The 26,907-nt window shown below is 69.7% G+C and carries 29 protein-coding genes; 11 read left to right on the top strand and 18 right to left on the bottom strand.

Features of this window, described 5'->3' with window-relative positions:
- Positions 1–17 precede the first annotated feature (17 nt).
- The 4 genes from ACXJJV_RS00935 to ACXJJV_RS00920 all read right to left on the bottom strand — a co-directional run bounded on the left by ACXJJV_RS00935 (position 18) and on the right by ACXJJV_RS00920 (position 3,976).
- Complete coding sequence (locus tag ACXJJV_RS00935; RefSeq protein ID WP_456466295.1) at positions 18–1,196, bottom strand: hypothetical protein; 1,179 nt, start codon at positions 1,194–1,196, stop codon at positions 18–20.
- Positions 1,197–1,349: 153 nt separating this feature from the next.
- Complete coding sequence (locus ACXJJV_RS00930; protein WP_456466294.1) at positions 1,350–1,709, bottom strand: zf-TFIIB domain-containing protein; 360 nt, start codon at positions 1,707–1,709, stop codon at positions 1,350–1,352.
- The gene (locus ACXJJV_RS00925; RefSeq protein ID WP_456466293.1) at positions 1,706–2,401 is read right to left on the bottom strand and encodes a RibD family protein; all 696 of its coding nucleotides are present in this window, start codon (positions 2,399–2,401) and stop codon (positions 1,706–1,708) included. Before ACXJJV_RS00925 ends, ACXJJV_RS00930 begins: the two co-directional genes overlap by 4 nt.
- 27 nt (positions 2,402–2,428) lie before the next feature.
- A complete protein-coding gene (locus ACXJJV_RS00920; RefSeq protein WP_456466292.1) occupies positions 2,429–3,976 on the bottom strand; it encodes a carbamoyltransferase C-terminal domain-containing protein in 1,548 nt (515 codons plus the stop codon).
- A gap of 13 nt (positions 3,977–3,989) precedes the next feature.
- Here ACXJJV_RS00920 and ACXJJV_RS00915 point away from each other — a divergent pair, with 13 nt between their 5' ends.
- Genes ACXJJV_RS00915 through ACXJJV_RS00890 form a run of 6 tightly spaced genes read left to right on the top strand, consistent with a single transcriptional unit; the run spans position 3,990 to position 7,457 of the window.
- Positions 3,990–4,304 carry a PRC-barrel domain-containing protein gene (locus ACXJJV_RS00915; RefSeq protein WP_456466291.1) on the top strand — a complete coding sequence of 105 codons (315 nt, stop codon included), beginning with the start codon at positions 3,990–3,992 and terminating at the stop codon, positions 4,302–4,304.
- A gap of 9 nt (positions 4,305–4,313) precedes the next feature.
- The gene (locus ACXJJV_RS00910) at positions 4,314–4,934 is read left to right on the top strand and encodes a hypothetical protein (RefSeq protein ID WP_456466419.1); all 621 of its coding nucleotides are present in this window, start codon (positions 4,314–4,316) and stop codon (positions 4,932–4,934) included.
- A complete protein-coding gene (nadX, locus tag ACXJJV_RS00905; protein WP_456466290.1) occupies positions 4,873–5,661 on the top strand; it encodes an aspartate dehydrogenase in 789 nt (262 codons plus the stop codon). Before ACXJJV_RS00910 ends, nadX begins: the two co-directional genes overlap by 62 nt.
- Positions 5,658–6,449: a tRNA(His) guanylyltransferase Thg1 family protein gene (locus ACXJJV_RS00900; RefSeq protein ID WP_456466289.1), complete on the top strand. Its 792-nt coding sequence runs from the start codon at positions 5,658–5,660 to the stop codon at positions 6,447–6,449. The genes nadX and ACXJJV_RS00900 overlap by 4 nt, the downstream gene beginning before the upstream one ends.
- The gene (locus tag ACXJJV_RS00895) at positions 6,446–6,997 is read left to right on the top strand and encodes a YfcE family phosphodiesterase (protein ID WP_456466288.1); all 552 of its coding nucleotides are present in this window, start codon (positions 6,446–6,448) and stop codon (positions 6,995–6,997) included. The genes ACXJJV_RS00900 and ACXJJV_RS00895 overlap by 4 nt, the downstream gene beginning before the upstream one ends.
- Before the next feature lie 10 nt (positions 6,998–7,007).
- Positions 7,008–7,457: a fibrillarin-like rRNA/tRNA 2'-O-methyltransferase gene (locus ACXJJV_RS00890; protein WP_456466287.1), complete on the top strand. Its 450-nt coding sequence runs from the start codon at positions 7,008–7,010 to the stop codon at positions 7,455–7,457.
- Positions 7,458–7,565: 108 nt separating this feature from the next.
- On the opposite strand, the gene ACXJJV_RS00885 is transcribed toward ACXJJV_RS00890, so the two are convergent.
- Genes ACXJJV_RS00885 through ACXJJV_RS00870 form a run of 4 tightly spaced genes read right to left on the bottom strand, consistent with a single transcriptional unit; the run spans position 7,566 to position 12,495 of the window.
- Positions 7,566–8,438 carry an Mrp/NBP35 family ATP-binding protein gene (locus tag ACXJJV_RS00885; protein WP_456466286.1) on the bottom strand — a complete coding sequence of 291 codons (873 nt, stop codon included), beginning with the start codon at positions 8,436–8,438 and terminating at the stop codon, positions 7,566–7,568.
- A gap of 51 nt (positions 8,439–8,489) precedes the next feature.
- Positions 8,490–9,362, bottom strand: coding sequence for a hypothetical protein (locus tag ACXJJV_RS00880; RefSeq protein ID WP_456466285.1), 873 nt, complete (start codon positions 9,360–9,362; stop codon positions 8,490–8,492).
- Complete coding sequence (locus ACXJJV_RS00875; protein WP_456466284.1) at positions 9,344–10,486, bottom strand: DUF512 domain-containing protein; 1,143 nt, start codon at positions 10,484–10,486, stop codon at positions 9,344–9,346. The genes ACXJJV_RS00880 and ACXJJV_RS00875 overlap by 19 nt, the downstream gene beginning before the upstream one ends.
- Positions 10,486–12,495 carry a helicase-related protein gene (locus tag ACXJJV_RS00870; RefSeq protein ID WP_456466283.1) on the bottom strand — a complete coding sequence of 670 codons (2,010 nt, stop codon included), beginning with the start codon at positions 12,493–12,495 and terminating at the stop codon, positions 10,486–10,488. Before ACXJJV_RS00870 ends, ACXJJV_RS00875 begins: the two co-directional genes overlap by 1 nt.
- A 23-nt stretch (positions 12,496–12,518) precedes the next feature.
- Between ACXJJV_RS00870 and ACXJJV_RS00865 the strand changes: the two genes are divergently transcribed.
- A complete protein-coding gene (locus ACXJJV_RS00865; protein WP_456466282.1) occupies positions 12,519–13,802 on the top strand; it encodes a phosphoadenosine phosphosulfate reductase domain-containing protein in 1,284 nt (427 codons plus the stop codon).
- Positions 13,803–13,830: 28 nt separating this feature from the next.
- Here the strand turns inward: ACXJJV_RS00865 and rpsJ are convergent, their stop codons facing one another.
- From rpsJ to ACXJJV_RS00840, 5 genes are all read right to left on the bottom strand, one after another.
- The gene (gene rpsJ, locus ACXJJV_RS00860) at positions 13,831–14,139 is read right to left on the bottom strand and encodes a 30S ribosomal protein S10 (protein ID WP_456466281.1); all 309 of its coding nucleotides are present in this window, start codon (positions 14,137–14,139) and stop codon (positions 13,831–13,833) included.
- A 44-nt stretch (positions 14,140–14,183) separates the two neighbouring features.
- The gene (gene tuf, locus ACXJJV_RS00855) at positions 14,184–15,452 is read right to left on the bottom strand and encodes a translation elongation factor EF-1 subunit alpha (RefSeq protein ID WP_456466280.1); all 1,269 of its coding nucleotides are present in this window, start codon (positions 15,450–15,452) and stop codon (positions 14,184–14,186) included.
- 77 nt (positions 15,453–15,529) lie between these two features.
- Positions 15,530–16,465 (bottom strand): Gfo/Idh/MocA family oxidoreductase, encoded by a 936-nt coding sequence (locus ACXJJV_RS00850; RefSeq protein WP_456466418.1) that lies wholly within the window; start codon positions 16,463–16,465, stop codon positions 15,530–15,532.
- Positions 16,466–16,663: 198 nt separating this feature from the next.
- Positions 16,664–18,676 carry an FAD-dependent oxidoreductase gene (locus ACXJJV_RS00845; protein WP_456466279.1) on the bottom strand — a complete coding sequence of 671 codons (2,013 nt, stop codon included), beginning with the start codon at positions 18,674–18,676 and terminating at the stop codon, positions 16,664–16,666.
- A gap of 136 nt (positions 18,677–18,812) precedes the next feature.
- Complete coding sequence (locus ACXJJV_RS00840) at positions 18,813–19,655, bottom strand: hypothetical protein (RefSeq protein ID WP_456466278.1); 843 nt, start codon at positions 19,653–19,655, stop codon at positions 18,813–18,815.
- Between the two features lie 84 nt (positions 19,656–19,739).
- Here ACXJJV_RS00840 and ACXJJV_RS00835 point away from each other — a divergent pair, with 84 nt between their 5' ends.
- Genes ACXJJV_RS00835 through ACXJJV_RS00825 form a run of 3 tightly spaced genes read left to right on the top strand, consistent with a single transcriptional unit; the run spans position 19,740 to position 23,302 of the window.
- Complete coding sequence (locus ACXJJV_RS00835; protein WP_456466417.1) at positions 19,740–20,261, top strand: 50S ribosomal protein L16; 522 nt, start codon at positions 19,740–19,742, stop codon at positions 20,259–20,261.
- A 22-nt stretch (positions 20,262–20,283) separates the two neighbouring features.
- The gene (ppsA, locus tag ACXJJV_RS00830; RefSeq protein WP_456466277.1) at positions 20,284–22,581 is read left to right on the top strand and encodes a phosphoenolpyruvate synthase; all 2,298 of its coding nucleotides are present in this window, start codon (positions 20,284–20,286) and stop codon (positions 22,579–22,581) included.
- Between the two features lie 7 nt (positions 22,582–22,588).
- Positions 22,589–23,302, top strand: a complete 714-nt coding sequence (locus ACXJJV_RS00825; RefSeq protein ID WP_456466276.1) for a TrmB family transcriptional regulator — start codon at positions 22,589–22,591, stop codon at positions 23,300–23,302.
- Here ACXJJV_RS00825 and ACXJJV_RS00820 read toward each other — a convergent pair.
- Genes ACXJJV_RS00820 through ACXJJV_RS00805 form a run of 4 tightly spaced genes read right to left on the bottom strand, consistent with a single transcriptional unit; the run spans position 23,280 to position 24,768 of the window.
- Positions 23,280–23,792: an HD domain-containing protein gene (locus ACXJJV_RS00820; RefSeq protein WP_456466275.1), complete on the bottom strand. Its 513-nt coding sequence runs from the start codon at positions 23,790–23,792 to the stop codon at positions 23,280–23,282. The genes ACXJJV_RS00825 and ACXJJV_RS00820 overlap by 23 nt on opposite strands.
- 27 nt (positions 23,793–23,819) lie before the next feature.
- A complete protein-coding gene (locus ACXJJV_RS00815; protein WP_456466274.1) occupies positions 23,820–24,098 on the bottom strand; it encodes an elongation factor 1-beta in 279 nt (92 codons plus the stop codon).
- Between the two features lie 12 nt (positions 24,099–24,110).
- Positions 24,111–24,458: a zinc finger domain-containing protein gene (locus ACXJJV_RS00810; protein ID WP_456466273.1), complete on the bottom strand. Its 348-nt coding sequence runs from the start codon at positions 24,456–24,458 to the stop codon at positions 24,111–24,113.
- A 52-nt stretch (positions 24,459–24,510) separates the two neighbouring features.
- On the bottom strand, positions 24,511–24,768 hold the full coding sequence (locus ACXJJV_RS00805) for a sulfurtransferase TusA family protein (protein ID WP_456466272.1): 258 nt from the start codon (positions 24,766–24,768) through the stop codon (positions 24,511–24,513).
- Between the two features lie 362 nt (positions 24,769–25,130).
- Here ACXJJV_RS00805 and ACXJJV_RS00800 point away from each other — a divergent pair, with 362 nt between their 5' ends.
- Positions 25,131–26,453 (top strand): hypothetical protein, encoded by a 1,323-nt coding sequence (locus ACXJJV_RS00800; protein ID WP_456466271.1) that lies wholly within the window; start codon positions 25,131–25,133, stop codon positions 26,451–26,453.
- Here ACXJJV_RS00800 and cgi121 read toward each other — a convergent pair.
- The gene (cgi121, locus tag ACXJJV_RS00795; protein WP_456466270.1) at positions 26,410–26,847 is read right to left on the bottom strand and encodes a KEOPS complex subunit Cgi121; all 438 of its coding nucleotides are present in this window, start codon (positions 26,845–26,847) and stop codon (positions 26,410–26,412) included. The genes ACXJJV_RS00800 and cgi121 overlap by 44 nt on opposite strands.
- Between the last annotated feature and the right edge of the window lie 60 nt (positions 26,848–26,907).

The following is a 26,907-nucleotide window of genomic DNA, read 5'->3' as shown; positions in this document are numbered from 1 at the left end:
CCGGTCGGAGGAGGGGCTCAGGCGGAGGCCGGGGCGGGCGTCGTCAGCCACTCGACCAGCGTCTCCATCAGGTAGATGGCCGCCGTCAGGACGGAGCCGACGAACAGGTCCTCGGGCGGTACGCGGACCTTCACCAGCCGGTAGAGGGCGTCCGAGATCCGCTCGAAGACCTCCCGAACCTCCTCGGTCAGTCCCTGGAACGCCTGCTTCTTGACCTGCTCCGGGAGCGCCACGGTGATGGCCGTGGACACCAACGCCGCCACGATCGACTTCTCCAGGAAGTTGGTGGTCAGCTGCTGGGTGAAGGTGGGCCGCTCCTCCTGGTGCAGCTCCCGGCCGGCCGCCCAGACGATCGCCTTCGCCAGCAGCGCGTGGGCCCCGGCCCGGTTCGTCAGCTCCGGGTGGGGTCCGAAGAGCACGAACCGCCCGCGGGGGACCCACCGATCCCCCTCGCGCACGAAGTACTGACCCGCCACGATCGCCCAGCCCCGGCAAGTGTCCAGGTACTCCCCGACCGGCCAGAGCTTGATCATCACGTCCTTGCCCTCAATGCTCGCGTACTTCACCCAGCATCGCTGGCTCTGGTCGTACTGCAGGCCGTCCTCCGGACCGAACCCGGGCCCGTTCCAGTACTTGTACGTGAACACGTTGTTCCACGTCCAGCCCGGGGTCAGCGGGTTATCCGGAAGGATGAGCACGCGGCAGATCCGGTTGGGTCCGTTCATCCCGTCCACGACGGTGACGCCGTCCTGCAGCAGGTCCTGGTGACCTGGGGAACCGGAGTCGTACTCCACGTCGCCGGCGTGCAGGTAGGCGCCCGCGCAGACGCCCACGTACCCGATCCCCAGGTCGATTTGCGCGCGGTAGAGCGCGCTGACCCAGTCGAAGTGCCAGTACCGCTCCGGGTGCCAGCCGCCGGGCACGTAGATCACGTCGATCCTGGCGCCGGTGAGCGGGTCCACGCCGGTCTCCAGCACGGTTCGCCAGCGGTCCTCCCGGGTCGTGTAGTGCCACACGATCGTGTCCTGGGGCCCGGTGGCCCGGTAGGCGTTCCACCAGTCCACGATCTCCTTCGTTCGGGCCACGCAGGTGTCGTCCGCGCCCCCGCCGGCCCAGGTGAGCATGTGGATCTCGGCGGAGGCCGGCGGGATGAGCGCGAAGAGGGCGAGTAGGAGGGTCGCGAGCACCCGACTCACCCCCGGGTCACCCCCGGGGGGCGCGGCCGGGGAGGGGTCGCTTTTATCGTTGGTAGGCACGCGGTTCACGGCCCCCGCGATGTGGATGGGATCTCCGGTGGGGATCGGGGAGGCTCCCGCGCCGATGACCGGACCGGCGGGAGCCGAACCCCCCTACTCCAGTACCTTGATGTTCTCAACCACCTGGGGGTACAGCGTGACCTCGAAGTCGTCCTCCTCGCGCCGGATCACGAGGTTACCCCGGTTGTCGATCCGCTCCACCCGGCCCCGGATCTTCCGACGCCGGTACCCCTCGGGCGAGCGGTAGCGGATCACCGCGACCACCTTCTTGCCCACGAGCTCCTCGTCCCACTCCGGTCGCGGGAGGTCCAGGAGCTCGACGGACTCGACGCCGAAGTCCCGGTACGAGAGGATCCGCTTGATCTCCTTCCCGCACTCCGGGCACTTCAGCACCTCCACGCCGTCCTCCCGCAGCTCCGGGTTCATCTCGGTCCCGCACTCCGGACACTTCAATCCGGCTCCCCCCGGGCCCGCTCGTGCTCCCTCGCGAGGCGCTCGGCGGGCCCCGTAACCTCGTACCAGAGCACGACGTCCCGACCGAGCCGCTCCACGCGCTTGAGCTTTAGCCCCACGCCCTCCCCGATCGTGGGGAACCCCTCGCCGCCCACCGGCGTGGGCGCCTCCTCCCCGCCGACCAGCACGGGGGCCACCGCGACGCGGAACTCGTCGATCAGCCCGTGCCTGAGGAAGCTCCAGGCGAGCGTGGGCCCGCCCTCCAGCAGCAGCGACCGGACCCCGCGCTCGTACAGCACCCTCAGCCCCTCCCGCACGTCCGCGAACCCGCCCTCCCAGCCGACCTCCTCCACCTCCACCCCGCGCCGCTCGAGCTCCCGGCGGCGCCCCGGGTCCGCCTCGGCGCAGAGGACGAGGGTGGGGATCTCGCGCGCGGTCCGCACGAGCCGGCAGTCCGTCGGGATCCCGGTGCAGTCGGAGGTGAAGACGACGCGGAGCGGGTCCTCCCCCTCGACCAGGCGCACGTTAAGCATCGGGTCGTCCCGGCGCACGGTGTTCGCTCCCACCGCGACCGCGTCGTGCTCGGCCCGGAGCCGATGCACCTCCCTCAGATCCTCCTCCCCGGAGATGCGCGCGTCCCCCGACACGCTCGCCACCTTGCCGTCGGCGGTCATCCCCACGTTGTACAGCACGCGGGGGCGCTTCAGCGTACCGACCCCCTACCCGCGATCGACGAGGTACCCTTCGATCCAGAGGGCGTCGGCGGCCCCCTTCAGGAGGGCGCGCACGGCGTCCTCGGGCGAGCGGACGATCGGCTCCCCGTGGAGGTTGAAGCTGGTGTTCAAAACGCCCCCCACCCCGGTCCTCCCCTCGAACTCCTCCAGGATCTCCCGGTAGAAGGGCAGCTCGTCGCCCAGCGTCTGGGGGCGGGTCGTCCCGTCCACGTGCACGACCGCGGGCGCCTCGCGCCGCAGCCGCTCGGTCGCCCGGAAGGCGAGGGTCATGAAGGGGGAACGGCACGGCCGGCGCAGGTAGTCCCGCGCCCGCTCCTCCAGGATGGTTGGGGCGAAGGGCTGGTACCGCTCCCGGCCCAGCGCGCGGTTCAGCCGGTCCACGATCGCCCGGTCCCTCGGGTCCGCCAGGATGCTCCGGGCCCCGAGCGCCCGGGGTCCGTACTCCATCCTCCCGTGGAAGACGGCGACGGTCCGTCCCTCCAGCAGCCGGTCCACGAGGGGCTCCGGGTCCCGGCCCACCCGCTCGGCCCGGTCAAGCAGCCCGTGACGCTCGAGCGCCCGTTCCACGGCCCTCCGACCGTACTCGGGGCCCAGGTACACGTGCTCCAGCCGCCGCGGCCTCGGGGTGCGGCCCCGGGCCAGCTCCTCCTGCGCCCAGGCCCAGAGGGCGGCCCCGACGGCCAGCCCGCCGTCCCCCATGTTCGGATGGACGAAGAGGTCGAGGTCGAGCCCCTCGCGGAGGCGCATGTTGGCGACGACGTTCGCGGCGACGCCCCCCGCGTAAGCGACCCGGCGCTCCCCATACTCCTCGACGTAGTGGGAGAAGTACCGGAGGAGGAGGCGCTCGAGGGCCCGCTGCGCGGTGGCCGCGAGGCGCTCGCGGTCGAGCTCGGCCAGCGGTGAGCGCTTGAGCCGACGCACGGCCTCGCCGGAGATGGCCCCCAGGAGGTTCTTGATCCGTCCCTCCTCGACGGTGATCACCTCGCTCTCGATCCACTCCAGGGTGCGGCGGTCGGGCTCGGCGTACGCGGCCAGGCACATGACCTTGCCCTCGTCCTTCATGGGCTCGAGGCCCAGGAGCTCGGTCACGTTCGCGTAAAAGTCCCCCAGGGAGTCGTAGTAGGACTCCGTGGCCACGCGGTGCATGCGTCCCCGCTCGCACGCCAAGACGGTCGCGGAGAGCCCGTCCCCCGCCGCGTCCACGGTGATCGTGAGGCAGCGGTTGAAGCCGGAGGTGTAGTAGGCCGAGGCGGCGTGGGCCGCGTGGTGCTCGACGAGGTAGAGCGGGGCCTCGAGCTCCTCGGACAGCGCGCGCAGGCGGTCCAGGTCGCGCTTGCGTCGGTAGAGGCCGGCCACCGCGATCGCGTCCGGGTCCTCGGCCCGCCCGAGGACGAACTTTAGGGAATGCTCGGGGAACCCTCGATGGAGTTTTTTACGCGAGAACCGTTCCTCGTTGGCGGCGGCCACGATCCGGCCGTCCCGGACGAGCGCCGCCCCGGCGTCGTGTCCGTGGTGAATCCCGACGACCTCCATGGGGGGAGCCCCGTTGGCGGAGGTTCAGCGCCGGTACGTTAGGTTTCAGCAGCTCGTGGGGATGGAGGTGTACACGGAGGATGGAAACCGGGTCGGCACGGTTCGGGACGTCACGTTCGACCCGGAGACGGGGGACCTGAGGAGGCTGATCGTGGTGGTCACGGAGGAGTCGGGGGGTGGGCTGATTCCACTGCCGGGGGTGGAGGAGAAGCGGGTGGAAAACATCGACGCGGGCGCCGTGAAGGCGGTGGGTGACATCGTGATCGTGGAGCGACCCGGGCGCTCGAGGGAGCGGGAGACGACGGAGGTGGAGGAGGTCGAGGAGTAGTTGCCGGTCGTGTTCATCGAGCACGCGGACCGGTGGTCCCCGTGGCTGGACCTGGAGTACACGGAGTCCTACCGGGTGGCCCGGCGGTACGGGTGGGAGCTCACGGTCACGGGCGCCGACCCGGAGGTCCTGGTCAAGTCCCGGTACCCGGCCCTCCCGTACTCGGGCTCGGACCTGCCGCTGCGGGGTGACCGGGTGATCGTGCTGGACCCGGACGCGGAGGAGCCGCTGACCCCGGACGAGGAGCCGGACGTGCTGGTGGTGGGCGGGATCCTGGGGGACCACCCGCGCCGGCGCCGGACCCGGAGGCTCATCACGCCGCGGTTCCGGGGGGCGGAGGCGCGGCACCTGGGCGAGTACCACTTCAGCATCGACGGCGCGGTTCGGGTCGCGCTGATGGTGCTGGAGGAGGGCGTGAGGGTGGAGGAGATCGAGGTGGTGGAGCGGCCGGAGGTGGAGCTGGGGCCCGGGCACTCGGTGCGGCTTCACTGCGATTACCCGGCGGAGGAGGGGCGCCCCCTCCTGCCGCCCGGTCTGGTGGAGTACCTGAGGGAGGGGATCGTGGAGTATGAGGAGGCTGAGCTTAGGGCTCGTGGGCGTGGGCGGGATCGGGTCGACGATCCTGACTGAGGCCGCGGAGGGGCGGTTGCGGGGTCGCGTGGTGCCGGTGGCCGTGTGCGATCGGAATCGGGAGCGATTGGCGTGGGCGCGACGGCTCTTCCCGGACTGCGAGGTCACGACGAGGTTGGAGGAGGCGTTGGAGTGGGACTGCGACGTGCTCGTGGAGGCGGCCTCCGTGGAGGCGGCGGCGGAGCTGCTGCCGGGGGCGCTGGAGCGAACGGACGTGATCGTCCTCAGCGTGGGCGCCCTGGTGCTGGAGGAGGGACTGCTCGAGGAGTGCCTGGAGACGTGCGAGCGGTCGGGTCATCGTCTGTTCGTCCCCTCCGGGGCGGTGGGCGGGTTGGACGTGCTCCGGGCGGTGGACGGCCGGGTAGAGGAGGTGGTGCTGACCACGGTCAAGCCCCCGGAGTCACTGGACCGGGAGGTTGAGGACCGGGAGGTGGTGTTCGAGGGGTCCGTTCGGGAGGCCGTGCGTCGGTTCCCGAGGAACGTGAACGTGGCGGCCGCCGTCGCCCTGGCGGTGGGGGATCCGTCGCGGGTGCGGGTGCGGATCGTGTGCGATCCCGACGCGGACCGGAACACGCACGTCGTTGAGGTCCGCTCGGAGCTGGGTGAGTACCGGTTCGAGCTGCGGAACGCGGCCCTCCCGGAGAACCCGAGGACGAGCGCCCTGGCCGCGTACTCGACCGTCGCGCTCCTGGAGCGGTTGACCGAGGGGCTGCGGGTGGGGACTTGAAGCCCCCGGAGCCCCGGGACCTGGAGGTGTACTCCGGGCTGCGCGTCCCGCCCAACGCGCACCTGGTCCTGCGGGTGGACGGTCGAGCGTTCACGAACCTGACGCGCCGGCTGGGGATGGAGAAACCCTACGACCGTCGGTTCGCGGAGGCGATGGCCGAGACGGCGGTGCGCCTGATCCGGGACTCCGGCCTCGGCGTCACGCTCGTGTACGGGTTCTCCGACGAGCTCAACCTGCTGATCCCGCGCGATCGGATCCCGTTCTCCGGGCGGGTGGAGAAGCTCACCTCCGTCTCCGCCTCCTGCGCGGCCAGCTACCTGCAGGGCGCGCTGCGGGAGCACTTCGGTGAGCGGGTGTTCGCGGAGACGATCTCCTTCGACTCCCGGTGCGTGGTGCTCACGGAGGAGGACGTGGTCCGGTACTTCAAGTGGAGGCAGGATGAGGCCTGGCGGAACCACCTGAACTCGTACGCGTACTGGGCGCTCAGGAGGAAGGGGCTCTCGCCGAGGGAGGCCGCGGAGCGGCTCCGAGGGATGAAGGCGCACGACGTGCACGAGCTCCTCTTCCGGGAGTTCGGGATCAACCTGGGCCGGACCCCGGTGTGGCAGCGGCGCGGGTTCCTGGCGTACCGGGTGAGGGTGCGGGAGGACGGGGTGGAGCGGTGCCGGGTGACCCGGGATTGGGCGCCGCCGCGGTTCCACGAGGGAGCGGGGCGACGAATTTTACGCTCGTGCCTCCGGAGGGGGTTCGTGGAGCTGGATCCGGCGCCCGGGGGTGAGGGATCATGATCAACCTGCTGGTCCTGGGGGACGCGCACATCCCGGAGCGCGCGCAGGAGGTACCGCACCCGCTGAAGGAGCGGATCGAGCGGCTGGCCCCGGTGGACGTGGTGATCTCGCCCGGGGACTACACGTCGGAGGACGTGGTGGAGTGGATGGCCTCGCTGGGCGAGAAGGCGCTCCTGGTGACGGGGAACTGCGACTTCGGCCTCCCGCTCCCGAACCGGGTGACGGAGGAGCTGGAGGGGCTGAAGGTGGTGGTGGATCACGGGAGCGGGGTACACCCGCGCGGGGACCCGGACCAGCTGGCCTCGATCGCGGAGGAGGAGGGCGCGGACGTGATCTTCACGGGCCACACGCACCGGCCCGAGTTCCGCGAGCACCGAGGGAAGCTGATCGTGAACCCGGGCAGCCTCACGGGGGTGCGCTCGGGCGGCGGGGCGAGTCCGGGCCCCTCGTTCATGTACGGGACGATCGAGGACCGCAAGGTGTGGATGAAGCTCTACCTGCTGCGGGAGGGCGAGGTGGAGACGCGGGAGTTCGAGGCGGAGCTGTAGGGGCGGTCCCGTGACGAGGACCTACCTGGTCTTCGACGTCGGTCGGTACCGGAGGCTGGCGGAGGAGGTGGTGAGGGACGGGGACGTGGTCGTGGAGGTGGGGGCGGCGGCCGGGGATACCACGGTCCGGCTCGCGGAGCGGGCCGAGCTCGTGCTCGCGTTCGAGAAGTCCGAGGAGATGTACCGGAGGCTGATTGATCGGGTCTCGAACCTGGACAACGTCGTCCCGCTGCACGAGGACGGATTCCGGCTGGGTGAGGTGCTGAGGCGCACGGACCGCGTCGACGCCGTGTTCATCGACGTGGGCGGGGGCGCCCAGCCCCGGCTCGCGCTCGCGCTCTGGGAGGCCTACTACGTCCGGTTCCGACCCCGGGTCATGGTCGTGCGCAACCGTCGGCTCTGTCGGCTGGTCCGGACCGTGGAGGAGGTGGAGGACGTGGGCGGCGATGAGGAGGTATAGCCGCCCCCGACGCGTGATGGGGAGGGCGCTCGGGGCCGAGCCCGCGGGAAGACCGGGGATGGGGAGGTAGGACCCCGCTGAGTGGTGATGAGGACCGTTCCGACCGACCTACAGCGCCTCCTTAACCCGCTCCGCCAGCTTCCGGAAGGCCTCGGCGGCCCGCGAGTCCGGGGCCGCGAGCACCATCGGCTTGCCCTCCTCCTCCGACCTCAGCTTCGCCTCCGGATCCAGCGGGATCCGGGCCAGCACCTCCACGCCCAGCCGCTCCGCCAGCTTCTCCGAGTGATCCTCGGCGAAGTACTCGATCGTCGCGCCGCACTCCGGGCAGATGATCCCGTGCATGTTGCTGACCAGGCCCAGCAGGTTGCCCTCCATGCGCCGCACGGCCTCGCCCGCCTTGACCACGTCCGCGCGCGCCAGCGACTCCGGGCTCGTCACCAGCAGCACGTTCCGGGCCCGCTCCGGCAGCATGTCCAGCCCGGTCATGATCTCGTCGCCGGTCCCCGGCGGCATGTCGATGATCAGGTAGTCCAGGTCTCCCCACTGCGTCTTCACCAGCACCTCCCGGACGAACCCGGACTTGCGCGGCCCGCGCCAGAGCACCGGCAGGTCCCGGTCCTCCAGCATCGTGCCGATCGAGACCACCCGCACGTCGCGGTACCCCTTCACCGGGAACAGTCCCGCGGGGGACGCCTTCGGGGGCTCGTCCACCCCCAGCTGCTCCGGGACGTTCGGGCCGTGGATGTCCAGGTCCAGCACGCCCACGTCCCCGTCCTCGGCCAGGCAGAGCGCCAGGTTCACCGTCACCGTGGTCTTACCGACACCCCCCTTACCGCTCATCACGATCAGCACGTGCTCCACGTTCTCCAGGCGCCTCTCGATCTCCTCCTTCTCCCGCTCGATCTGCTTCTTGATCTCCTCGGGGCTCGGATGGTGCGGGTGCCTGCCCTCCTCCTTCCCCTCCTCGGCCCGCTCGGTCAACGAGAGACCCCCGTTAGGAGGACCTAACCCGGGTGCCCGGGGCCCGGGGATTTAACCTGCTCGGAGGCGCCTACCCACCGTCGACCGGCCGATAAGGACCAACCGCCGGTACCCCAGCCGGCGCGCCCACGGCCCGCACTCCGGGACCCGAACCCGGCCGAACGTCCACGACTTAACCAGGTCCCCCAGCGCCCCTCCCGTCAGCACGTCCCAGACCGCGTCCATGAACGACGGGTCGCGGATTCCCAGCTCCCGCTCCAGGTACTCGCGGAGCCTCGGTTCCACCCGGTACCGGTACCACGCCCCGGCGAGCGTGAACGCGGCCAGGAAGGCGAGCGCGCCGAGCGAGTCCCCGCGCGTCGCCGCCAGCAGCCCGGCCACGGCGAGCGCCGCGTTCCCACCGTCCCCGAGCATCGCCCGACCGCGCAGGTCGAGCGCCACGTAGGGGGCGAGCGCCGCCCAGAGCACCGCCAGGGCGACCGGGTCCGCGGTACCCAGCGGCACGCACGAGAGCGTGGCCACCGCGAGCGCGAAGGTGAACGCCCGGGGCTGCGTGTCCACGATGTTGGCGGGCTGGGGCAGGAACCCGGCCACCAGCCCGGTGATCGGCCCGTACCGGTTCCAGCACCACGCCAGGGTCACCAGCATGGCCAGGCCGCGCGAGAGGTGACCGACCTCCACGCCCAGACGGGTGGGCCGGCGGCCCAGCGCGTCGTCCACGAAGCCCAGGAGGGCCAGGGTGAGCGCGGGCACGGCACCGACCGGGGACAGGAGGGCGTATACGAGGGCGGGCACGATCCCGACGCCGCGGGGCGTGCCCCCGCGCACGGGCTCGTACAGCGGCCCGTCCACCCACCGGAACAGTCGGGCGGCGGCGAGCGTACCGGCGGTGGAGAGGAGCAGGGCTAGCACGGCCCGGTGCACCCGGACCACCCCGAGGCGAGCCGGGACAGGACCTCCGGAAGCTCCTCCACCCGCTCCGGACCCACGATCACCTCGCAGTCGGCCCTGGCGGCCACCTCCCAGGTCGTGACCCCGTCGATGAACGAACCCAGCTCGACGGCGATCCGGGGCACGACCGCGACGTCCACGTCCACCCCCTGGAGCGCCCGGATGACGTCACGGCCGGTGAGCAGGCCGGCGCAGCGGATGTTCCCGCCGAAGTACCGGTTGCGCACGATCACGGGCTCGAGAGCCCGGACCCCCAGCTCGGCGTTGACCCGCTCGCAGAGCTCTCGGATCACGGGGCCGAAGGCCTCGCCCGTGACGAGCCCCACGCGCATCTCCCGCCCTTCCAGGGCCCGGGCGCACCGCCTCGCCACCGGGTCGAGCCTCGGGCGGAACCGCTCCGCCGGAAGCAGGCTGTCGCAGGGGACCACGTCCAGGTCGAGCTCCCGGTTCAACCGTCGACAGACCCGCCACGCCCACCGTTCCTCGTCCGGGGTGAGCGGCCGCAGGCCGCCCCGGTGGTACCGGGTCAGTCCGACGGGGATGACCACGCACTTGCGCAGTCCCCAGTCGTCCAGGTCCCGGAGGATGCGGGGCAGGCTGCGCAGGTTGTGGCCGGGCACGAGCACTACGTTGGCGACGGTGTCGACCTCCCCGGCCGCGCGCCGGACGAGCTCCAGCACCCGCTCCGCCCGGGGTACCGGCTCGCGGGTCAGGGAGGCCCGCTCCGCGGGGTCGGTGGACAGCAGGTGGAAGTCCAGCTGATCCAGGTGCCGCAGGAGCACCTTCAGCCGGCGCTCGGTGAGCCCCTTACCCGAGGTGATCAGCTTGAGGGGTAGCGGCTCCCGGGACGCCACGAGCTCGCGCGCCCTGCGCAGCACCTCCTCCAGCCGCGGGTGGTTCACGAGGTCGGAGGGATACAGGGAGAGCTCGTTGATCACGAGCCGCTCGCGCGCGTCCGGTGGGAGTTGGGTCGCGTAACAGTGCCGGCAGGTGGGGCGGCAGGGCGGCGTGGGGTCGTCGGGCGGTCCGTGAGACTCGATCAGCCAGGTGAGCTCCCCGTCGTAGTCCAGGTGTCGGGTGACCCACTCCGCGCCCACTACAGCTCCTCCCTTCGCACGCGTTCTCGCAGCGTTTGGATCCGCTCGAGGACGGCGTGGAGGTATTGGCGGGCGAGTCGGGGTGAGGGATCGGGGTCCGAGCGGCTCGGCCACGGGCAGCGGGGGAGGCGCAGGTTCTCCGGGGCCTCCCGCTCGATCAGCTGCTCCGCCTTGAGCGCGGCTCGCTCCCACTCGAGCAGCGGCATGACGGCGGGCGGGGCCTCGTAGAGGAGCATGTACGCGGCGCTCCGGATCTCACCCTCGGGCAGCTCGGCGTACGCGGACTCGTGCACGTAATGATCGATGAGGTTGAGTGGGGCGCCGGACACCAGCTTCAGCGCGTAGGTGAGCGCGTGGATGGCGAGCTCGGCGGAGCTGGCCCGTCGGGACGACCGCAGCCGGGGGTCGTGAAGCCGGACGTAGAAGGCGCGGATCCGTACGGTGAGGTCGCCGGACTCCAGCAGGATGGGCTGGTCGGGCACGTCCGGGGGCGGGACGAGGACCGTGTCCGTCCAGCGGATCTTCACGTGGCCCAGCCCGCACCCCTCGGGATCCTCCCCCTCCCTGGCCTCGGCCTCGATCTCGATCCGGGGGTACGGCCACCAGCCCTCGTCGATGAGCTGGCGGACCGAGGGGTCGTACTCCTCCGCCGGTAGGGCCGGGATGGTCCGGCGCTCCTCGTCGGGAGGTCCCACCACGATCCACACGTCTCCCCGGTACCGGAAGGCGCACCCGGGCGCCCAGGAGCGGGGCACGTCCTCCGGGTCCAGCTGGTCCTTCAGGAGCCTGCGCGGGTCGTCCGCGCGCACGACCCGGTAGACCTCCTTCTCCCCGTAGAAGGACCGCGATGGGTTCTTGTCGGGGGGCGCGGACGTGGGGGAGCGGTGGTCGGCCAGGATCCGCTCGACCTGTCCCTCCAGGTACGCCCGGCGGAACCGGGTGGGGGAGGAGGTGACGAACCGCGTCCACGGGTCGGCCGGGAAGATCAGGGACTCGGCCGGCTGGCCCCTCCGCCCGGCGCGTCCCTCCCGCTGCCAGAAGTCGGAGACCTTCTCGGGCAGCCCGTAGTGGATCACCCGGGAGACGGAGCCGATGTCGATGCCCACCTCCAGGGTCTTCACGGTGAGCATGACGGGCACGTGGCTCTTGAAGGCGCGCTCCGACCGCCACCGCTCCTCCCTGGGCAGGGCCCCGTGGTGGATCGTGACCCGGTCCTCCAGCCCGAAGCGGCGCCGCAGGACCTGGTACGTGTGCTCCACCTGGGCGCGGGAGCGCAGGAAAACGAGCGTCTTCTCCCCCCGCTCGGCGCACTCGGCGACCTCCCGAATGAGATCCTTCAGCGAGCCCGAGTCGAGGGCCCGGAAGGTTCGGGGGGCCATCTTGCCGCGGCCGCGGACGTGCGCGCAGGGGACCCCGGTGGCCCGCTCCACCTCGCGGCAGAAGCGGTCCGGATGGCCCACGGTGCCGGACATGAAGAGGTGGCGCCGGTCCCGGAGGGCCCGGACGATGCCCAGGAGGAGGTTGGCCTGGCGCGGGTCGTAGAAGTGGACCTCGTCCCAGACCACGCAGGCGGCGCGGTCCTTGAGGAACCGCCAGAAGTCCAGTCCCTCCTGGGCGTGCACCCAGATCATCTGCGGGTTGGTGAGCACGAGCTCGGCGTCGTCGATGCGGGAGCGCCAGCCCGGGTGGTCGCCGTCGGCGATCACGACGTGGAACCCGTACTCGATCATGCGCTCGGCCTGGTCCCGGGCGAGGGCCTTGGTAGGGTACACGAACACGGCGGGCTTGAGCCCCAGGTGCTCCACGGCCGCCAGGGCCGCCTCGGTCTTGCCCGCCCCCATCCCGGCGGTCAGCAGCACGTTCGCCTCCCGCAGCCGCTCGACCGTCTCGACCTGGTGGGTGTAGGCGGGCGCGTCGGGCAGCCGGGGGGAGAACTCCGAGAGCTCGACGTCGGCGCGCTCGGGACGCTCACCCTCCCAGCTCAGCCGCCAGCGCTCCCCCTCGCTCATGGGAGCACCCCGGGGGGATCCGGTTGCGCGGGCAGCTGCACGTGGTCGTGCGGGCCCGGAAGGATGCGTCGGCCGTGGAGTCGGCGCTGGAGCGGTACTACCCGGACTGGGAGTGGGTCGTGGACACGGTGCGGGGGGAGCGGGACTTCTCCTGGATCGTGGGGACCTGCCGGGGGATTTTCGAGGAGTCAAATGCGTTGTGGAAGGTGCTGCTGCTGGGTCGGAGGACGTACCCGGATCGGGCCCGGTCCCGGGCGATGCTGGTGGACGACTGGGCGATCGTGAACGTGGGGAAGGCGGAGGTTCGGAACGCGCGGCTGGTGGAGATCGTGGACGCGATCGAGCTGGGCCGGGCGGTTCCGCGGCTCAGCGTGGCGTTCCGCGGCGTGCCGGAGCTGCGGTCGGGGCGGCCGGTGGTGGAGGACCAGGACGCGGACCTGTTCCTGCGGTGGGGCCGGTTCGCGGAGTCGGTGCGGGAGGTGACGGGGGTGGAGCTGGAACCGGGGGCGTACCTCTCGGTGCGCCAGCCCGGCAACCCGCCCGAAGAGGTGCTCTACGACGGCTCGGGACGGCCGGTGCTGCGGCTGGTGACCCCGGACGAGGGGGAGCCGGAGGCGGGTCGGCTGGGCGAGGGGGAGCCGTTCGACCTGGATGAGTTCGTGCGGGTGAACGAGGGGGTGTTGAGGGAGCGGTTCGAGGAGTCGCTGGAGTTCCTGAGGGAGCACGTGGAGGGATTCTCGGAGGTGGTCGTGCCGGTCAGCGGCGGGAAGGACAGCGCGTGCTGCCTGGCGCTGGGTCGGGAGGTGGCGGACGAGCTGGGGCTGGATCTGGTCGCGGTGTACGTGGACACGGGGTTCGACCTGGGTCGGGAGGTGGTGGGGGAGTTGGAGGACGCGCTGGGCGTGGAGGTCGAGCGCGTGGACGTTTCGGACGCGTTCCGTCGGGGGTTGAGGAGGAAGCGGCCCACTCCGGAGGATCGGTGGTGCACGGGGGTGAAGGTGGCCGGGATCCGGAGGGTGGTGAGCGGGCTGGAGGATCCGGTGCTGGTGGTGGGGGATCGGGACGCGGAGAGTAGGAGGAGGCGGCTGAGGCCCCCGGTGCACGAGAATCGGATGCTGGAGGTGCCGGAAGTGAACCCGTTGAAGTGGTGGAGCGGGGCGGAGGTGCTGGGGACGCTGTTCCGGCTGGGGCTGCCGGTGAGCGGGCTGTACGAGCGGGGGTTCTACCGGTTGGGGTGTTCGGTGTGCCCGTCGCTGACCTCGTGGGAGCGGGCGCTGCTGGGCGGCGGAACGTTACGGGATGATTAACGATTGGCCCGGGGCGGTCACCCGGGCCCTACTTCATGATGATCTCGACGTGCACCTCCTCGGGGATGTGAATCCGCATCAGGCGTCGGATGGTGCGCTCGTCGCCTCGGATGTCAATCAGCCGCTTGTGGATGCGCATCTCCCACTTGTCCCAGGTGGCCTTGCCCTCGCCGTCCGGGGAGCGGCGCGTGGGCACGATCAGGCGCTTCGTCGGCAGCGGGATGGGCCCCGACATGTGGGCGCCGGTCTCCTCGACCACCTTCTTGATGCGCTCGCACACCTCCTCGAGCTTGCGGTGGTCGGTGCTGGAGAGCTTGAGCCGGACCTCCTGGGCCATGGGGGCTCACCCGGGAAGAAGTGTGGGAGGGGCGTGGGGCGGGCCTACTCCTCCTTCTCGATCTTGACGCACATGCCCGCCGCCACGGTCTGGCCCATGTCTCGGATGGCGAACCGGCCCAGCTGCGGGATCTCGCTGACCTCCTCGATGACCATCGGCTTGGTGGGCCGGATGCGGACGCGGGCGGCCTCTCCGGTCTTCAGGAAGTCCGGGTTCTCCTCGATGACCTCACCGGTGGCCGGGTCGATCTTCTCGATCAGCTCCTCGAACTTGCAGGCGACCTGGGCGGTGTGGCAGTGGAACACCGGCGTGTAGCCGACGGAGATCGCGCTCGGGTGCTGCAGCACGACGATCTGGGCGATGAACGTGTCGTCCGGGGTGACCACGGTCGCCGGCTCGTCCGGGTGGCAGGCGACGTCGCCGCGGCTGATGTCGTTCTTGCCGACGCCCTTCACGTTGAAGCCGATGTTGTCGCCCGGCTCGGCGCGCTCGATCTCCTCGTGGTGCATCTCGATGCTTCGGACCTCGCCCTCACCCTTGCGCCCGCCGGTGGCCGTGTACACGGGCTCGAACCGGACGGTGTCGCCCACCTCCAGGACGCCGGTCTCGACGCGGCCCACGGGCACGGTACCGACTCCGGTGATGGAGTACACGTCCTGGATCGGGATGCGCAGCGGCTTGTCGACCGGCTTCTCGGGCGGCTTCAGCTGGTCCAGGGCCTCGAGGATCGTCGGGCCGTCGTACCAGGGCATGTTGTCGCTCTTCTCGACGACGTTGTCGCCCTTGAAGGCGCTGATGGGGATGAACGGGATCTCGTCCACGTTGTAGCCGATGGTCTTCAGGAGCTCGGCCACCTCCTGCTTGACCTCCTCGTAGCGGTCCTGGTCGTAGTCCACGAGGTCCATCTTGTTGATCGCGACGATCAGCTGGTCGATGCCCATGGTCTTGGCCAGGAAGGCGTGCTCCTTGGTCTGCGGCATCACGCCGTCGTCGGCGGCGACGACGAGGATGGCGGCGTCGGCCTGGCTGGCGCCAGTGATCATGTTCTTAACGAAGTCGCGGTGGCCCGGGCAGTCCACGATCGTGAACTCGTAGTTGTCGGTCTCGAACTTGGTGTGGGCCAGGTCGATGGTCACGCCGCGCTCCCGCTCCTCCTCCAACGTGTCCATGACCACGCGGAACTTGTCCTCTCCCTCGCCCAGGTCCTTGTCGTCGATCACGCCGGTGTCGTACAGGAGTCGGCCCACCAGGGTGGACTTGCCGTGGTCCACGTGCCCGATGAAGGCGAGGTTGATGTGCTCCTTCTCGGACATGGAATCCTCCCCCTCGCTCCGGTGCTTTCGGGCGGGCCGGAGTCGCCTATTTTATAATGTTGTCGGGGTGGAACGGGTCAGTCCTCCAGGGATACGGGCTCGTTCCGCTCGACGGACTCGAGCGCGGCGATCGCGGTGCGGAGCACCTTGAGCCCGGTCGTCCCGTCCACCACGGGCTCCCGGTCCTCGAGGATGGCCTCGGCGAAGTCCCGGAGCTCGATCTTCAGCGGCTCCTCGCGCTCGATGTTGAACACCTTGACCCCCTCCTCGTCCATCATCCGGAGCTCCTGGTCGATGTACTGGACCTCGAGGATGGCCTCCCGGCCCGTGACCTCCAGCCGGCGCTCCTTGTACGGGGTCAGCCAGTTCACCTCGATGAGCCCGGTCGGGTCGCCCTCGAACTTGAGCATGATCTCCGCGTAGTCCTCCCGGGTGCGGACGATCGCCGAGCCGGCGGCCGCGTACACCTCGACCACGTCGGACTCGGTGAGGTACATCATGACGTCGATGTCGTGCACGGCGAGGTCCACGATCACGCCCACGTCCCGGATCCTCGGTGGGTAGGGGCCGACCCGCTTGGCGGACATGACGACGATGTCGCCCACGTCCCCGCGGGAGATGACCTCCTTGGCCTTGATCACGCTGGGGTTGAACCGCTCGATGTGGCCGACGGCGAGCTTCAGCCCGTGCTCCTCCGCGGCCTCGATGATGCGGAGGGCGTTCTCGACCGTGTCGGCGATGGGCTTCTCCACGAGGACGTGGACGCCGGCCTCCAGGGCGTCGACGGCGACGTCCGCGTGGTACTTGGTGGGCACGCAGACGCTCACGCCGTCCAGCTCCTCCTCCCGCAGCATCTTCTCGTGGTCCGTGTACCAGTTGGCCCCGTACCGGCGGGCGATCTCCCGGGCGCGCTCCTCGTTCACGTCGCACACGGCCACCAGCTCCGTCTCCTCCAGCTCGTGGTACACCCGCGCGTGGTTGCTTCCCATCATCCCGACGCCGATCACGCCCATCCTGGCGGTCAACGGGAGTCCCCCTGAGAACGAGGACGCTCACCCGCGCGAAGGCTGTGAATAGGGTGTCGGGCGATCGTTATGAAAATCATAACGATTGGCGACGGGCGTGAGGCCCCCATCCCCCGCCCCCTGGGCGTTTCGCCCTTCGGGGGCGGGGTCATCGGGGACGGGACCGTGAGTCCGGGCTCACGGTCCCTACTCCTCCTCTTCCTCCTCGCCCAGCGCCTCCTCGAGCAGCGCCTCGATCTGCGGCATCAGCTGCTCGTCGCGGTAGTACCGCAGCTGCATGGCGCCGCTCGGGCACGCCGCGGCGCACTGACCGCAGCCCTCGCAGGAGACCTCCTCGACCTCGGCGACCCGCCGGCCGTCCTTCTCCACCATCTCGATCGCGTTGAACGGGCACACCTGCGCGCACGCGCCGCAGCCGCCGCAGATCTCCTCGTCGACGGTGGCCGTGATCAGCTCCAGCTCGACCTTACCCTGCGACATCGGGATGCTGGCCTCGCTGGCGGCACCCTTCGCCTGGGCCACCGTGTCCGGGATGTCCTTCGGGCCCTGCGCCACGCCGGCGATCTGGACGCCGCGGACCTTCGTGCTGACCGGCTCCAGCTTCGGGTGCAGCTCCTTGAAGAACCCGTCCGGCGACCGGTCGATGCCCAGCATGTCGGCGAGCTTGCTGTACGTCTCCTCCGGCGCGACCAGCGCGCAGCCGAGGACGACCAGGTCCGCCTCGATCTCCAGCGGCTCGCCGGTGAGCGTGTCCTCGACGCGCACGATGAGGTTCTTGGTCTCCGGGTCCTCGATGATCTCCGCCGGCCGCCCGCGGATGAACCGCACGCCGAACTGCTTCTGCGCGCGCTCGTAGTACTCCTCGTAACCCTTACCGAACGCCCGCACGTCCATGTAGCAGCAGTAGACCTCCGCGTCCGGGTCGTGCTGCTTGATCAGCTGCGCGTTCTTGAGGATGAACATGCAGCAGATCCGGCTGCAGTACGGGTGCCCCTTCTCCTCCTTGCCCGGGCACCGCGAGCCCACGCAGTGGATGAACACGATCCGCTTCGGCTCCTCGCCGTCGCTCGGCCGGATCACGTGACCCTCCGTCGGGCCCGCCGGGTTCAGCATCCGCTCGAGCTCCAGCGTGGTGATTACGTTGTCGTACCGGCCGTAGCCGTACTCTTCGAGCACGCTCGGGTCGAACTCCTCGTAGCCCGTGGCGACGATGATCGTGCCCACCTTGAGCCGGATCTCCTCCGGCTCCTGGTCGAAGTCGATCGCCGGCGGGTCCTGCGGGCACGCCTCCTCGCACAGCCGGCACTCGATGCAGTGCTCCCGGTCGATCGTGTACACCAGCGGCATCGCCTGCGGGAACGGCACGTAGATCGCCTTCCGGGTGCCGATCCCTTGGTCGAACTCGTTGGGCACCTCGATCGGGCAGACCTCCGCGCAGACGCCGCAGCCCGTGCACGCGTCCTCGTCCACGTACCGCGGCTTCTTCTCGATGGTGACCTCGAAGTTGCCGATGTGACCGTCGATGTCCTTGACCTCCGCGTAGGTGATCAGCTCGATGTTCGGGTGGTTGCCCACCTGCACCATCTTCGGCGCCAGGATTCACATGGCGCAGTCGTCCGTCGGGAACGTCTTCGCCAGCTTCGCCATGTTACCGCCGATCGACGGCTCCTTCTCGACCAGGTACACCTTGAAGCCCTGGTCCGCCAGGTCCAGCGCCGCCTGGATGCCGGCGATACCGCCGCCGATGATGAGCACGCTGTCCTCGACCTCGACCTCCTTGATGGGCACGTCCTCCAGCCTGCGCGCCCGCTCGACCCCGGCGCGGATCAGCGCCTTAGCCTTCTCCGTGGCCTCCTCCGGATCGTCCAGGTGCACGAACGAGCACTGCTCCCGGATGTTGACCATCTCCATGTAGTATGGGGACAGTCCCGCCTCCTTGACGCAGTTCCGGAACGTGTTCTCGTGGATCTTCGGCGTGCACGCGGCCACCACGACGCGGTCTAGGTCGTACTCCTCGATGGCCTCCTTGATGATGTTCTGACCCGGGTCCGAGCAGAAGAACGGGTAATCGTCGGCGTACACTACGCCGGGCAGCTGCTTGGCGTACTCCACGACCTCGTCGATGTCCACGACGCCCTTGATGTTCACGCCGCAGTGGCACACGAACACGCCGATCCTGACGTCGTCCTTGTCGCCCACCGGTTTTCACCCCCTTTCCCGTTGTGAGGGGTTCACCATGTGAGGGGTTCACCACCTCGCCGTCCGGACCCCGCTCACGGGCGTCGGAACTTAAAAGGGGATCATTGAGGGCGTTGAAACGGGGAGGGAAGGGCCCTTAAAGGGTCGGAACGGCCGCCGCCGTCAGCACGTAGATCCAGGCGGCCAAGTACTTGGCCAGGCTGTCCAGCGCGCCGCTTAGCTCGCTCTCGGCCTCCTTGTACGCGTTCTCCTCCCGCTCGTTGGTGGAGTGCTTCTCCCTGTCCTCGATCATGTCGAAGAGTCGCTTTACGGGGTCCAGCTCCTTGAGGGCCTCCTTGATGGTCTCCTGGGTGGCGGCCCCGGCCACGGACATCAGGTTCACGAGGCTGACGTTCGGCCGGATCACCTTGAGCAGCTCCAGGTGGAACTGAACGAGAGGCCGGTTGATCTGCTGGATCAGCCGCTGCTGGACGACGGCCTTGATCGCCGGCAGGACGACCAGCGCCGCGAACCCCGTGGGACCGATGGGCTCGCGCAGGGCCTGGCCTTGCAGGAAGTCCAGCGCGGCGTTCATCGCGTGCTTAATCGCGTCGATGAGGTCGGACGACATCTGCTGGGCGATGCTCAGGTACTGCGTGGTGTCCCCGGCTCCCTGGCCGAGCGACGTCGGCTGGTCCGACGGGTCCAACCGGTAGGCCTCGCCGGACCGGTCGCCCGCCGAGAGGGTAACGCCCGAGTCGTAACCGGCGCCTGGCCCGCCCGCGGCACGCGCGGCCATCGCGCCGTTCGTCGCGCGCTCGGTGATCCCGGGGGACGGCGTTGCGACCTCGGTCACCCGGTCCTGACGGTCGTCGACGGCGGTTGGGTGCGCGGTCGGAGCCTGCGTCGGCGCCTGGACCTGCGGCAGGGTGCTCATCGGGTGGTCGGTCGCCGTCCCCGCCGTCGCTCCGGAGATGAGAACGAGCAGGGCGAGGATCATCGGGCTCATACCCGGAGCCCTGTGCGGTGGGATTCACGATACCGTTTTAAAATTCTCTCAAGGGTGAGGCGCGGGGTGAGGGAGTTGGTGAACCGCCCGGCCCGAATTTACCGGGAGTGGAAGGGCCCGGCGTACACGCGGAAGGAGTACATTAAGGGAGTGCCGGACCCGAAGATCCGGCAGTTCGACATGGGTGACCCATCGAAGGACTTCGACCTGGAGATGTCCCTGGTCGCGAAGGAGCGGGCGCAGGTGACGCACAACGCGCTGGAGGCGGCGCGCGTCGCGGCGAACCGGTACCTCACGAAGACCGTGGGCCGGGAGAACTACCACCTGAAGATCCGGGTGTACCCGCACCACGTGCTGCGCGAGAACCCGCTGGCGACGGGGGCCGGCGCGGACCGAGTGCAGGAGGGGATGCGGCTGGCCTTCGGTAAGCCGATCGGCACGGCGGCCCGGGTGCGCGAGGGACAGCGGGTCGTCACCGTGCGGCTGGACCCGGAGAACTACGAGCACGGGAAGGAGGCCCTCCGGCGGGCCGGGATGAAGTTCCCGTTCCCGTTCACGATCGTGATCGACAAGGGCGAGGAGCTCGTGCAGGACTGACGGTCGGTGGGGCGTGCCGGGCGTGAGGTACGTCAAGTGGTTCGAGGAGATCTCCAAGGACGACGTGGACGTCGCCGGCGGTAAGGGCGCCAACCTGGGGGAGATGACGCAGGCGGGGCTGCCGATCCCACCGGGCTTCGTGGTGACCGCTCGGGCGTACGAGGACTTCCTGGACGAGACGGGTCTGCGCGAGAAGATCCGTGAGGTGCTCGAGTCGCACGATCTCTCCGACGACCGGGAGCTGGAGGAGGCGGCCGAGAAGATCCAGGGTCTGATCGTGGAGGCGGAGATGCCGGAGGAGATCCGGGAGGAGATAGTGCGGGCTTACCGGGAGCTGTGCGAGAAGGTGGGTAAGGACGAGGAGTTCGTGGCCGTGCGCTCCTCGGCCACCGCGGAGGACCTGCCCGAGGCCTCGTTCGCGGGCCAGCAGGACACGTACCTGAACGTGCGGGGCGAGGAGGCGGTCGTCGAGCACGTGCAGCGGTGCTGGGCCTCGCTGTTCAACCCGCGGGCGATCGCGTACCGGGAGGAGCAGGGGTTCGACCACTTCGACGTCTCGATCGCGGTCGTCGTGCAGAAGATGGTGGACGCGGACAAGGCGGGCGTGATGTTCACGGTCAACCCGCACACCGGCGACCGGGACAAGATGGTCATCGAGGCGGCCTGGGGGCTGGGAGAGGCCGTCGTGAGCGGCGAGGTCACCCCGGACACGTACATCGTGGACAAGAGCTCGTTCGAGGTGGTGGAGGAGCAGATCTCGGAGCAGCGGTGGATGTACGTGCGCGACCCGGAGACGGGTGAGACGAAGAAGGTGGAGGTGCCGGAGGATAAGCGGTCGAAGCGGAAGCTCACGGACGAGGAGATCCGGGAGCTGGCGAAGACGGGCGTGGCGATCGAGGAGCACTACGGGTTCCCGCAGGACATCGAGTGGGCGATCGAGGACGGTGAGGTGTACATCCTGCAGTCGCGCCCGGTGACCACGCTCCCGGAGGAGGAAGAGGAGGAGGCGGGCGAGGTGCTCGTCCGCGGGCTAGGCGCGAGCCCGGGCGTGGGCGTCGGGCGCGTGAGGATCGTCATGGACGTGGACGAGATCGACAAGGTGGAGGAGGGAGACGTGCTCGTCACCAAGATGACGTCCCCGGACATGGTCCCGGCGATGCGCAAGGCGGCCGCGATCGTGACGGACGAGGGAGGCATCACCTGCCACGCGGCGATCGTCTCCCGGGAGCTCGGCATCCCGTGCGTGGTCGGCACCGGGAACGCGACGGAGGTGCTGGAGGACGGGCAGCTGGTCACGGTGGACGGGGAGCGGGGCGTCGTCTACGAGGGGGACGTGAGCGAGCGGCTGCGTGAGGAGCGGGAGGAGGTCGAGGCGGAGGAGGAAGAGGAGCGGGAGGTCGTGGTCGAGCGGGCCGCACCGGAGCCCGTGACCGCGACGGAGATCAAGGTGAACGTGAGTATGCCGGAGGCGGCGGAGCGGGCGGCCAAGACCGGGGCGGACGGCGTGGGACTGCTGCGGATCGAGCACATGATCCTGGGCATCGGCGTGCACCCGCGCAAGCTCATCGAGGAGGGTGAGCGGGAGCGGTTGGTCGAGTCCCTGATGAACGGGATCCGTCAGGTGGCGGACGCGTTCTACCCGCGGCCGGTGTGGGTGAGGACGCTGGACGCGCCGACCGACGAGTTCCGGGAGCTGGAGGGCGGCGAGCGGGAGCCGGAGGAGGCGAACCCGATGCTCGGCTGGCGGGGCATCCGGCGGGACCTGGAGGAGCGGGAGATGCTGGAGTGCCAGTTCGAGGCGATCCGGCGGTTGTACGAGGAGGGGTACGACAACCTGGGCGTGATGATCCCGCTCGTTCAGCACCCGGAGGAGCTGCGGCGCGCCAAGAAGGTCGCGCGGGACGTCGGCCTCAAGCCCCACCGGCACGTGGAGTTCGGCATGATGGTGGAGACCCCGGCCGCCGCCCTGCTCATCGAGGACTTCATCCGGGAGGGGCTGGACTTCGTCAGCCTGGGCACGAACGACCTGACCCAGTACACGCTCGCCGTGGACCGGAACAACGACAAGGTCGCGCACCTGTACGACGAGAAGCACCCCGCCGTGCTCAAGCTGGCCCGGCGCGTGATCGAGAGGTGCCGGGAGGAGGGCGTGAAGACCAGCATCTGCGGCCAGGCCGGCAGCGATCCGCGCATGGCCGAGATCCTCGTGCGCGCGGGCATCGACAGCATCTCGGCCAACATCGACGCGGTGCCGAAGATCCGACGGATCGTGGCGCGCGTGGAGCGCAAGATCCTGCTGGACAAGGTCCGGGGCCTCTAACGCCCCCTTGCCCTCACCCTCACTCCTGGACGCGCTTTCTCGACTCGGCCTCTCCGAGCGGGAGGCCCGCGCCTACCTGTTTCTCCTAAGGCACGGGGAGGCCACCGCGCGAGAGGTCAGCGAGGGCACCGACATCCCGATCTCCAAGGTGTACTCCGTCCTGAAGTCCCTGGAGGAGAAGGGCTGGGTCACCGCGGACCGCTCCACCCGACCGGCCCGGTACGCCCCGGTCAACCCGGAGATAGCCGTGGAGCGCTCCATCGAGCGCGAGCTGGAGCGCCAGCGGAGGGAGCTGGAGGAGCAGGCGAGGCGGGCCCTGCGCGAGCTAGCCCGATCGTGCCGAGCCTACCGCCGCACCGTGGCCCAGGTGTACGAGGGGGAGGCCGCGGAGGACGCGCTCCGGGGCGCGCTCCGGCACGCGGAGGAGGTGTGCGGAATCGTGCACGTGGGCAGAAAATTCCCGGACTGGCTGGCCCGAGAGCTCTCCCGCGTCTCGGGCCCTCTGGTCGTGAGGTGCGAGGAACCCCCCTTCGAGCACCCCAGGATGATCGTCAAGTCCGCCCGGGTGGGGACCGACGCCACGATCCTGACCCTCTCCATCGACAGGGACGAGATGGCGCTGGCCCGGGTTGGGAGTCTGAGCCACCTGCTCGTCGTACGGGAGGAGATCGTCGCGGAGGGACTCCGGGACGCGATCCTCAAGGTTGCAAGAGGATCCTAAGGGCCCGGTCGAGCGCCTCCCTCGGCAGCACTTCCCGGCCGAGCGACGTGAGCAGCACCTCCAGCTTGTCCGACCACCACACGCACCAGTCGAGCCGGGACCTAGGCGGAGGTCCGTAGGGAAACATGTGCCTCCGGACCGCCGCGACGATCTCCGGGTCCTCCCCCTCCCGGGCCAGCAACCGAGCCCCGGTCCGCCAGTGGCAGATTCCGCAGTGGCCCCCGGGATCCAACCGGCAGAGCGGGCACCCGGGGATCCCGTACCCGACGTCGTGGAGCAGACCCGCCCGAACCGCCTTGAGCCCGTCCACGCCCAGCGTCCCGGCCAGGCGGTAGCACAGGTACGCGGTCTTCACGCAGTGTTCCAGCCGCGTGTCGCCCCGGTGGCCCCGGACGCGGTGCAGCCCCCGGAGCCGGTCCCGAACGGCGTCGGAGAGCCCTCGGGAGGCCCGGGAGAGCAGGTCCAGGAACCTCCCGTATCGTTTCGACATCAATAACGATCCACCCGGGAGGGAGGCCTAAAGGGTGCGGCTCGCGGACACCACCTCCACCTGGTTCACGTGCTCCAAGTCCCGGAGCTCCTCTTCGAGCCGGTCGGTCCCTCCCTCCGCGTCCGGTACCACCACCTTGACCCGGAGCGCCTTCAGGCCGAAGGCGATGGGCTCCTCCTCGATCCCCTCCACCGACTCGACGATGTCTAGGCTCTCCAGCCGCTCCCGGACCTCCTCCGCGAGCTCCTCGTAGTCCACCTCCGGGCTCTCCGGCAGCACCTTCAGGTCGACCAGCACCTTGGACACGGACCGGACCCCCTACGGCCCGATGAACCCGCAGTTCGGGCACTGGTACCGGTTGCCGAGTCGCCGGCACTTCTGGCACCGGGTGATCACCACCTCGCCACACTTCGGGCACGGGTGCGACACGGCCCGCTCGCCCGGGGCGATGGGACCGCCGCAGGCGGAGCACACCGCGTAATCGCTGCGCTCGATCCGGCCCGCCTCCGTCATCTCGACCTTCTCCGCGGCCTCCTCGATCAGCTCCTCGCGGGTCTTACCGCCGATCTCCTTCATCTCCTCGGCCGTGGCGCGGCGCACACCCACCTCCTCTTCGTCCCGCTCCTCCTCATCCCTCTCCTCCTCTCGCTCCTGCTCCTCGGACAAAGCGCGCCCCCGCGCCGGGTCGATCGCGAGCGCCCGATAAATTTGTCGTGGGCTAGCCGCCCTTCCGGATGTAGATGACGAAGCGGTCGTCCTCCTCCTCCACCTCCAACACCTCGTGCCCGTGCTCCTCCGCGAAGCGGCGAATGTTGTCCTTCGCGGGCGGGTAGTCGCCGACCACCTTCAGCACCTCGCCCTCGTCCATCTCCTCGAGCTTCTTCCGCGTCTCGAGGACGGGCATGGGGCAGACCTTACCGCGAACGTCGAGCTCGTGGTCGTACTCCACCGTCCCGACGACCCCTGGCGTGACCACGCGGGCAGACCCTGAAACCTTGTCCCCAGCGAGTTCAATGGCTATCAGACGCCCGAATCGCCCAACGCGGACGGACACGACCTCCCCCGACGGGCCGAACGGGCCAACGACAAGGCGGGCGAGCGGCGCGAGAAGCGATCGCGGAGGGCGGCCGAACGAGGGAAGCGAGCCCGCTCAAGCATTACCGCGACGACTCGGGGACACGTGGACTACGGCGACGGTAGCAACACCGGTTGCCCACGGCGTCGAGCCCCCGAACCACCACGGTCCAGGGAGACCTAGGTAGTAAACGAGATCAACTCAAGCCCATTGGTATGGTGCGGACCGGTCGGACGGTCCACCTCGGGTAAGGGGGATGAAGGGTGCGGGCCCCGGTCGCGCTCCTCCTCGCCCTGACGGTCTGCGCGGTCCCGGTGGCGGGCGTTAACACGGAGTTCGAGGAGAACGTGCAGAAGGTCGAGCGGGAGCCGGTCTTCCAGGGTGAAGAGTCCGCGATCCTATACCGTCAGACCGGGTTTACCCTGGTGGGCAAGATCAACGTGGACTACCTGGGGCTGCGGGAGATGGAGGTGGACGTGGGCGAGTCGATTCACGAGCTGCTAAGGTTCGCCGACGACGTGCGGCCGGTGGCGGAGACGATCGCCGAGAGGTACAACAAGCCGGAGCTGAAGCGGGCGATCGAGCTGGCCATGAAACACAGGGACGTGCTGGAGCGGCTCGCGGACCGGCTTCGGGGCAAGAAGGTGAGGATCCTGGAGTGCGTGTTCCACGTGGACATGTGGAAGGAGTACACCGTCGGGAACCCGCCCGGGAACCTGCCGTCGGCGCTGAGGGAGCTCTTGGAGCGGGGCGAGTTTCACAGGGACTACGCGTTCCCGTACCCGGAGCTGCATCTCTACGTGCTCGCCGGGTCGAGGCAGCTGGACGATCTCACCGGGCTGCCGATCCGGCTGGGCTGGTCGTACGAGTACCCGAGCGAGGCGACGGAGGTCAGCGTCGACGCGGATAGGGGGGAGGTCAGGATTCGGACCACCGGCGAGGGGACCTACAACTTGGTGGTCGTGACGCTGAGCTACCGGGGCAGCGTGCTGGACCTGCTGCAGAAGAACATCCGGGACGTGAAGCAGGCCCTGGAGGTACTCAAGGAGACGGAGGTGCGGTTTTATAGCCGACCGAGAGGAGGCGAGATCCGGGTGCGCGGGCTTCCGCTGTGGGCGAACAGGGGGGCGGCGGTGGTCTTCTACTTCGCGGGCACCAATCCGATCAACGGGATCGTGGCGTCCCGGGCGGCGGCGATGCTGGGTGGGAATCCGAAGGTGTTCGCGTACCGGGCCGACGTGCGGGCGGAGGCCCGCGGCAGGGACTTGGTCATCCGGGGCAGCGCTCCCGGTGGTCTGCTGGTCGTGTACGGGGTGGGGGTGCCGGGCAACCGGCTGCAGGCTTCCTCCACGGTGAACGCGCTGGACCTGGCGGAGCGGCTGGGGGCCGTGCGCTTCCCACCGCTCATCGGGTGGCTGCTGCGGTTGATCCTGAGGCCGCTGGCCGGCTCGGTGACGTTCTGCTACGCACCGAGCTTCCGGGGTGAGGTGACGATCGGGTCGCGCGGGCTCCCGGTGTGGTTCGCGCTGGTGGCCCCGTGGCTCACTCGACGTCCACGGCGGCGGCGCGGGTCAGTAGCCGCCTGAGGTCGTCCCGCTCGGGGAACGCCTCCAGGATCTCCGAGGTCTCCTCGACCTTTTTCAGTCCCTCCTCCACCCGCTCCTTCTCCCGGGAGGCGACGACGGCCGTGAAGGTGCGATCCGGGGCCGCCCTCTCTACGGCCTCCGAGATCTGCCGGGTGCCGAGGAGGCGGAGCAGGAACTCCAGGTCGAGTGAGCGGGCCAGGCCTCGGTTCTCCTCGTGGGCTCGGAGGGCCCTGACGGCGGCGGAGGCGGCGAGCCGGTGGTCGGCGTACCTGCGGGACACGGCCTGCACGATCGCGTCGGGGACGCTCGCCTCGATGATGGGTTCCGGGTCCCCTCGGCGCAGGGAGCAGTGGAGGTAGAGTGGCCCGGACCAGTGCTCGAGCCGTCGGATCACGGTGAGTCCCCCTGGAAAGACTAATTTACGGCGCGCGGTCGGGGGCTTCGGCGGCCCGGG

It is taken from the genome of Methanopyrus sp. (genome assembly GCF_053997775.1).
The sequence above is the reverse complement of the archived record's forward strand: the minus strand, read 5'-3'. Positions and strand labels throughout refer to the sequence as shown.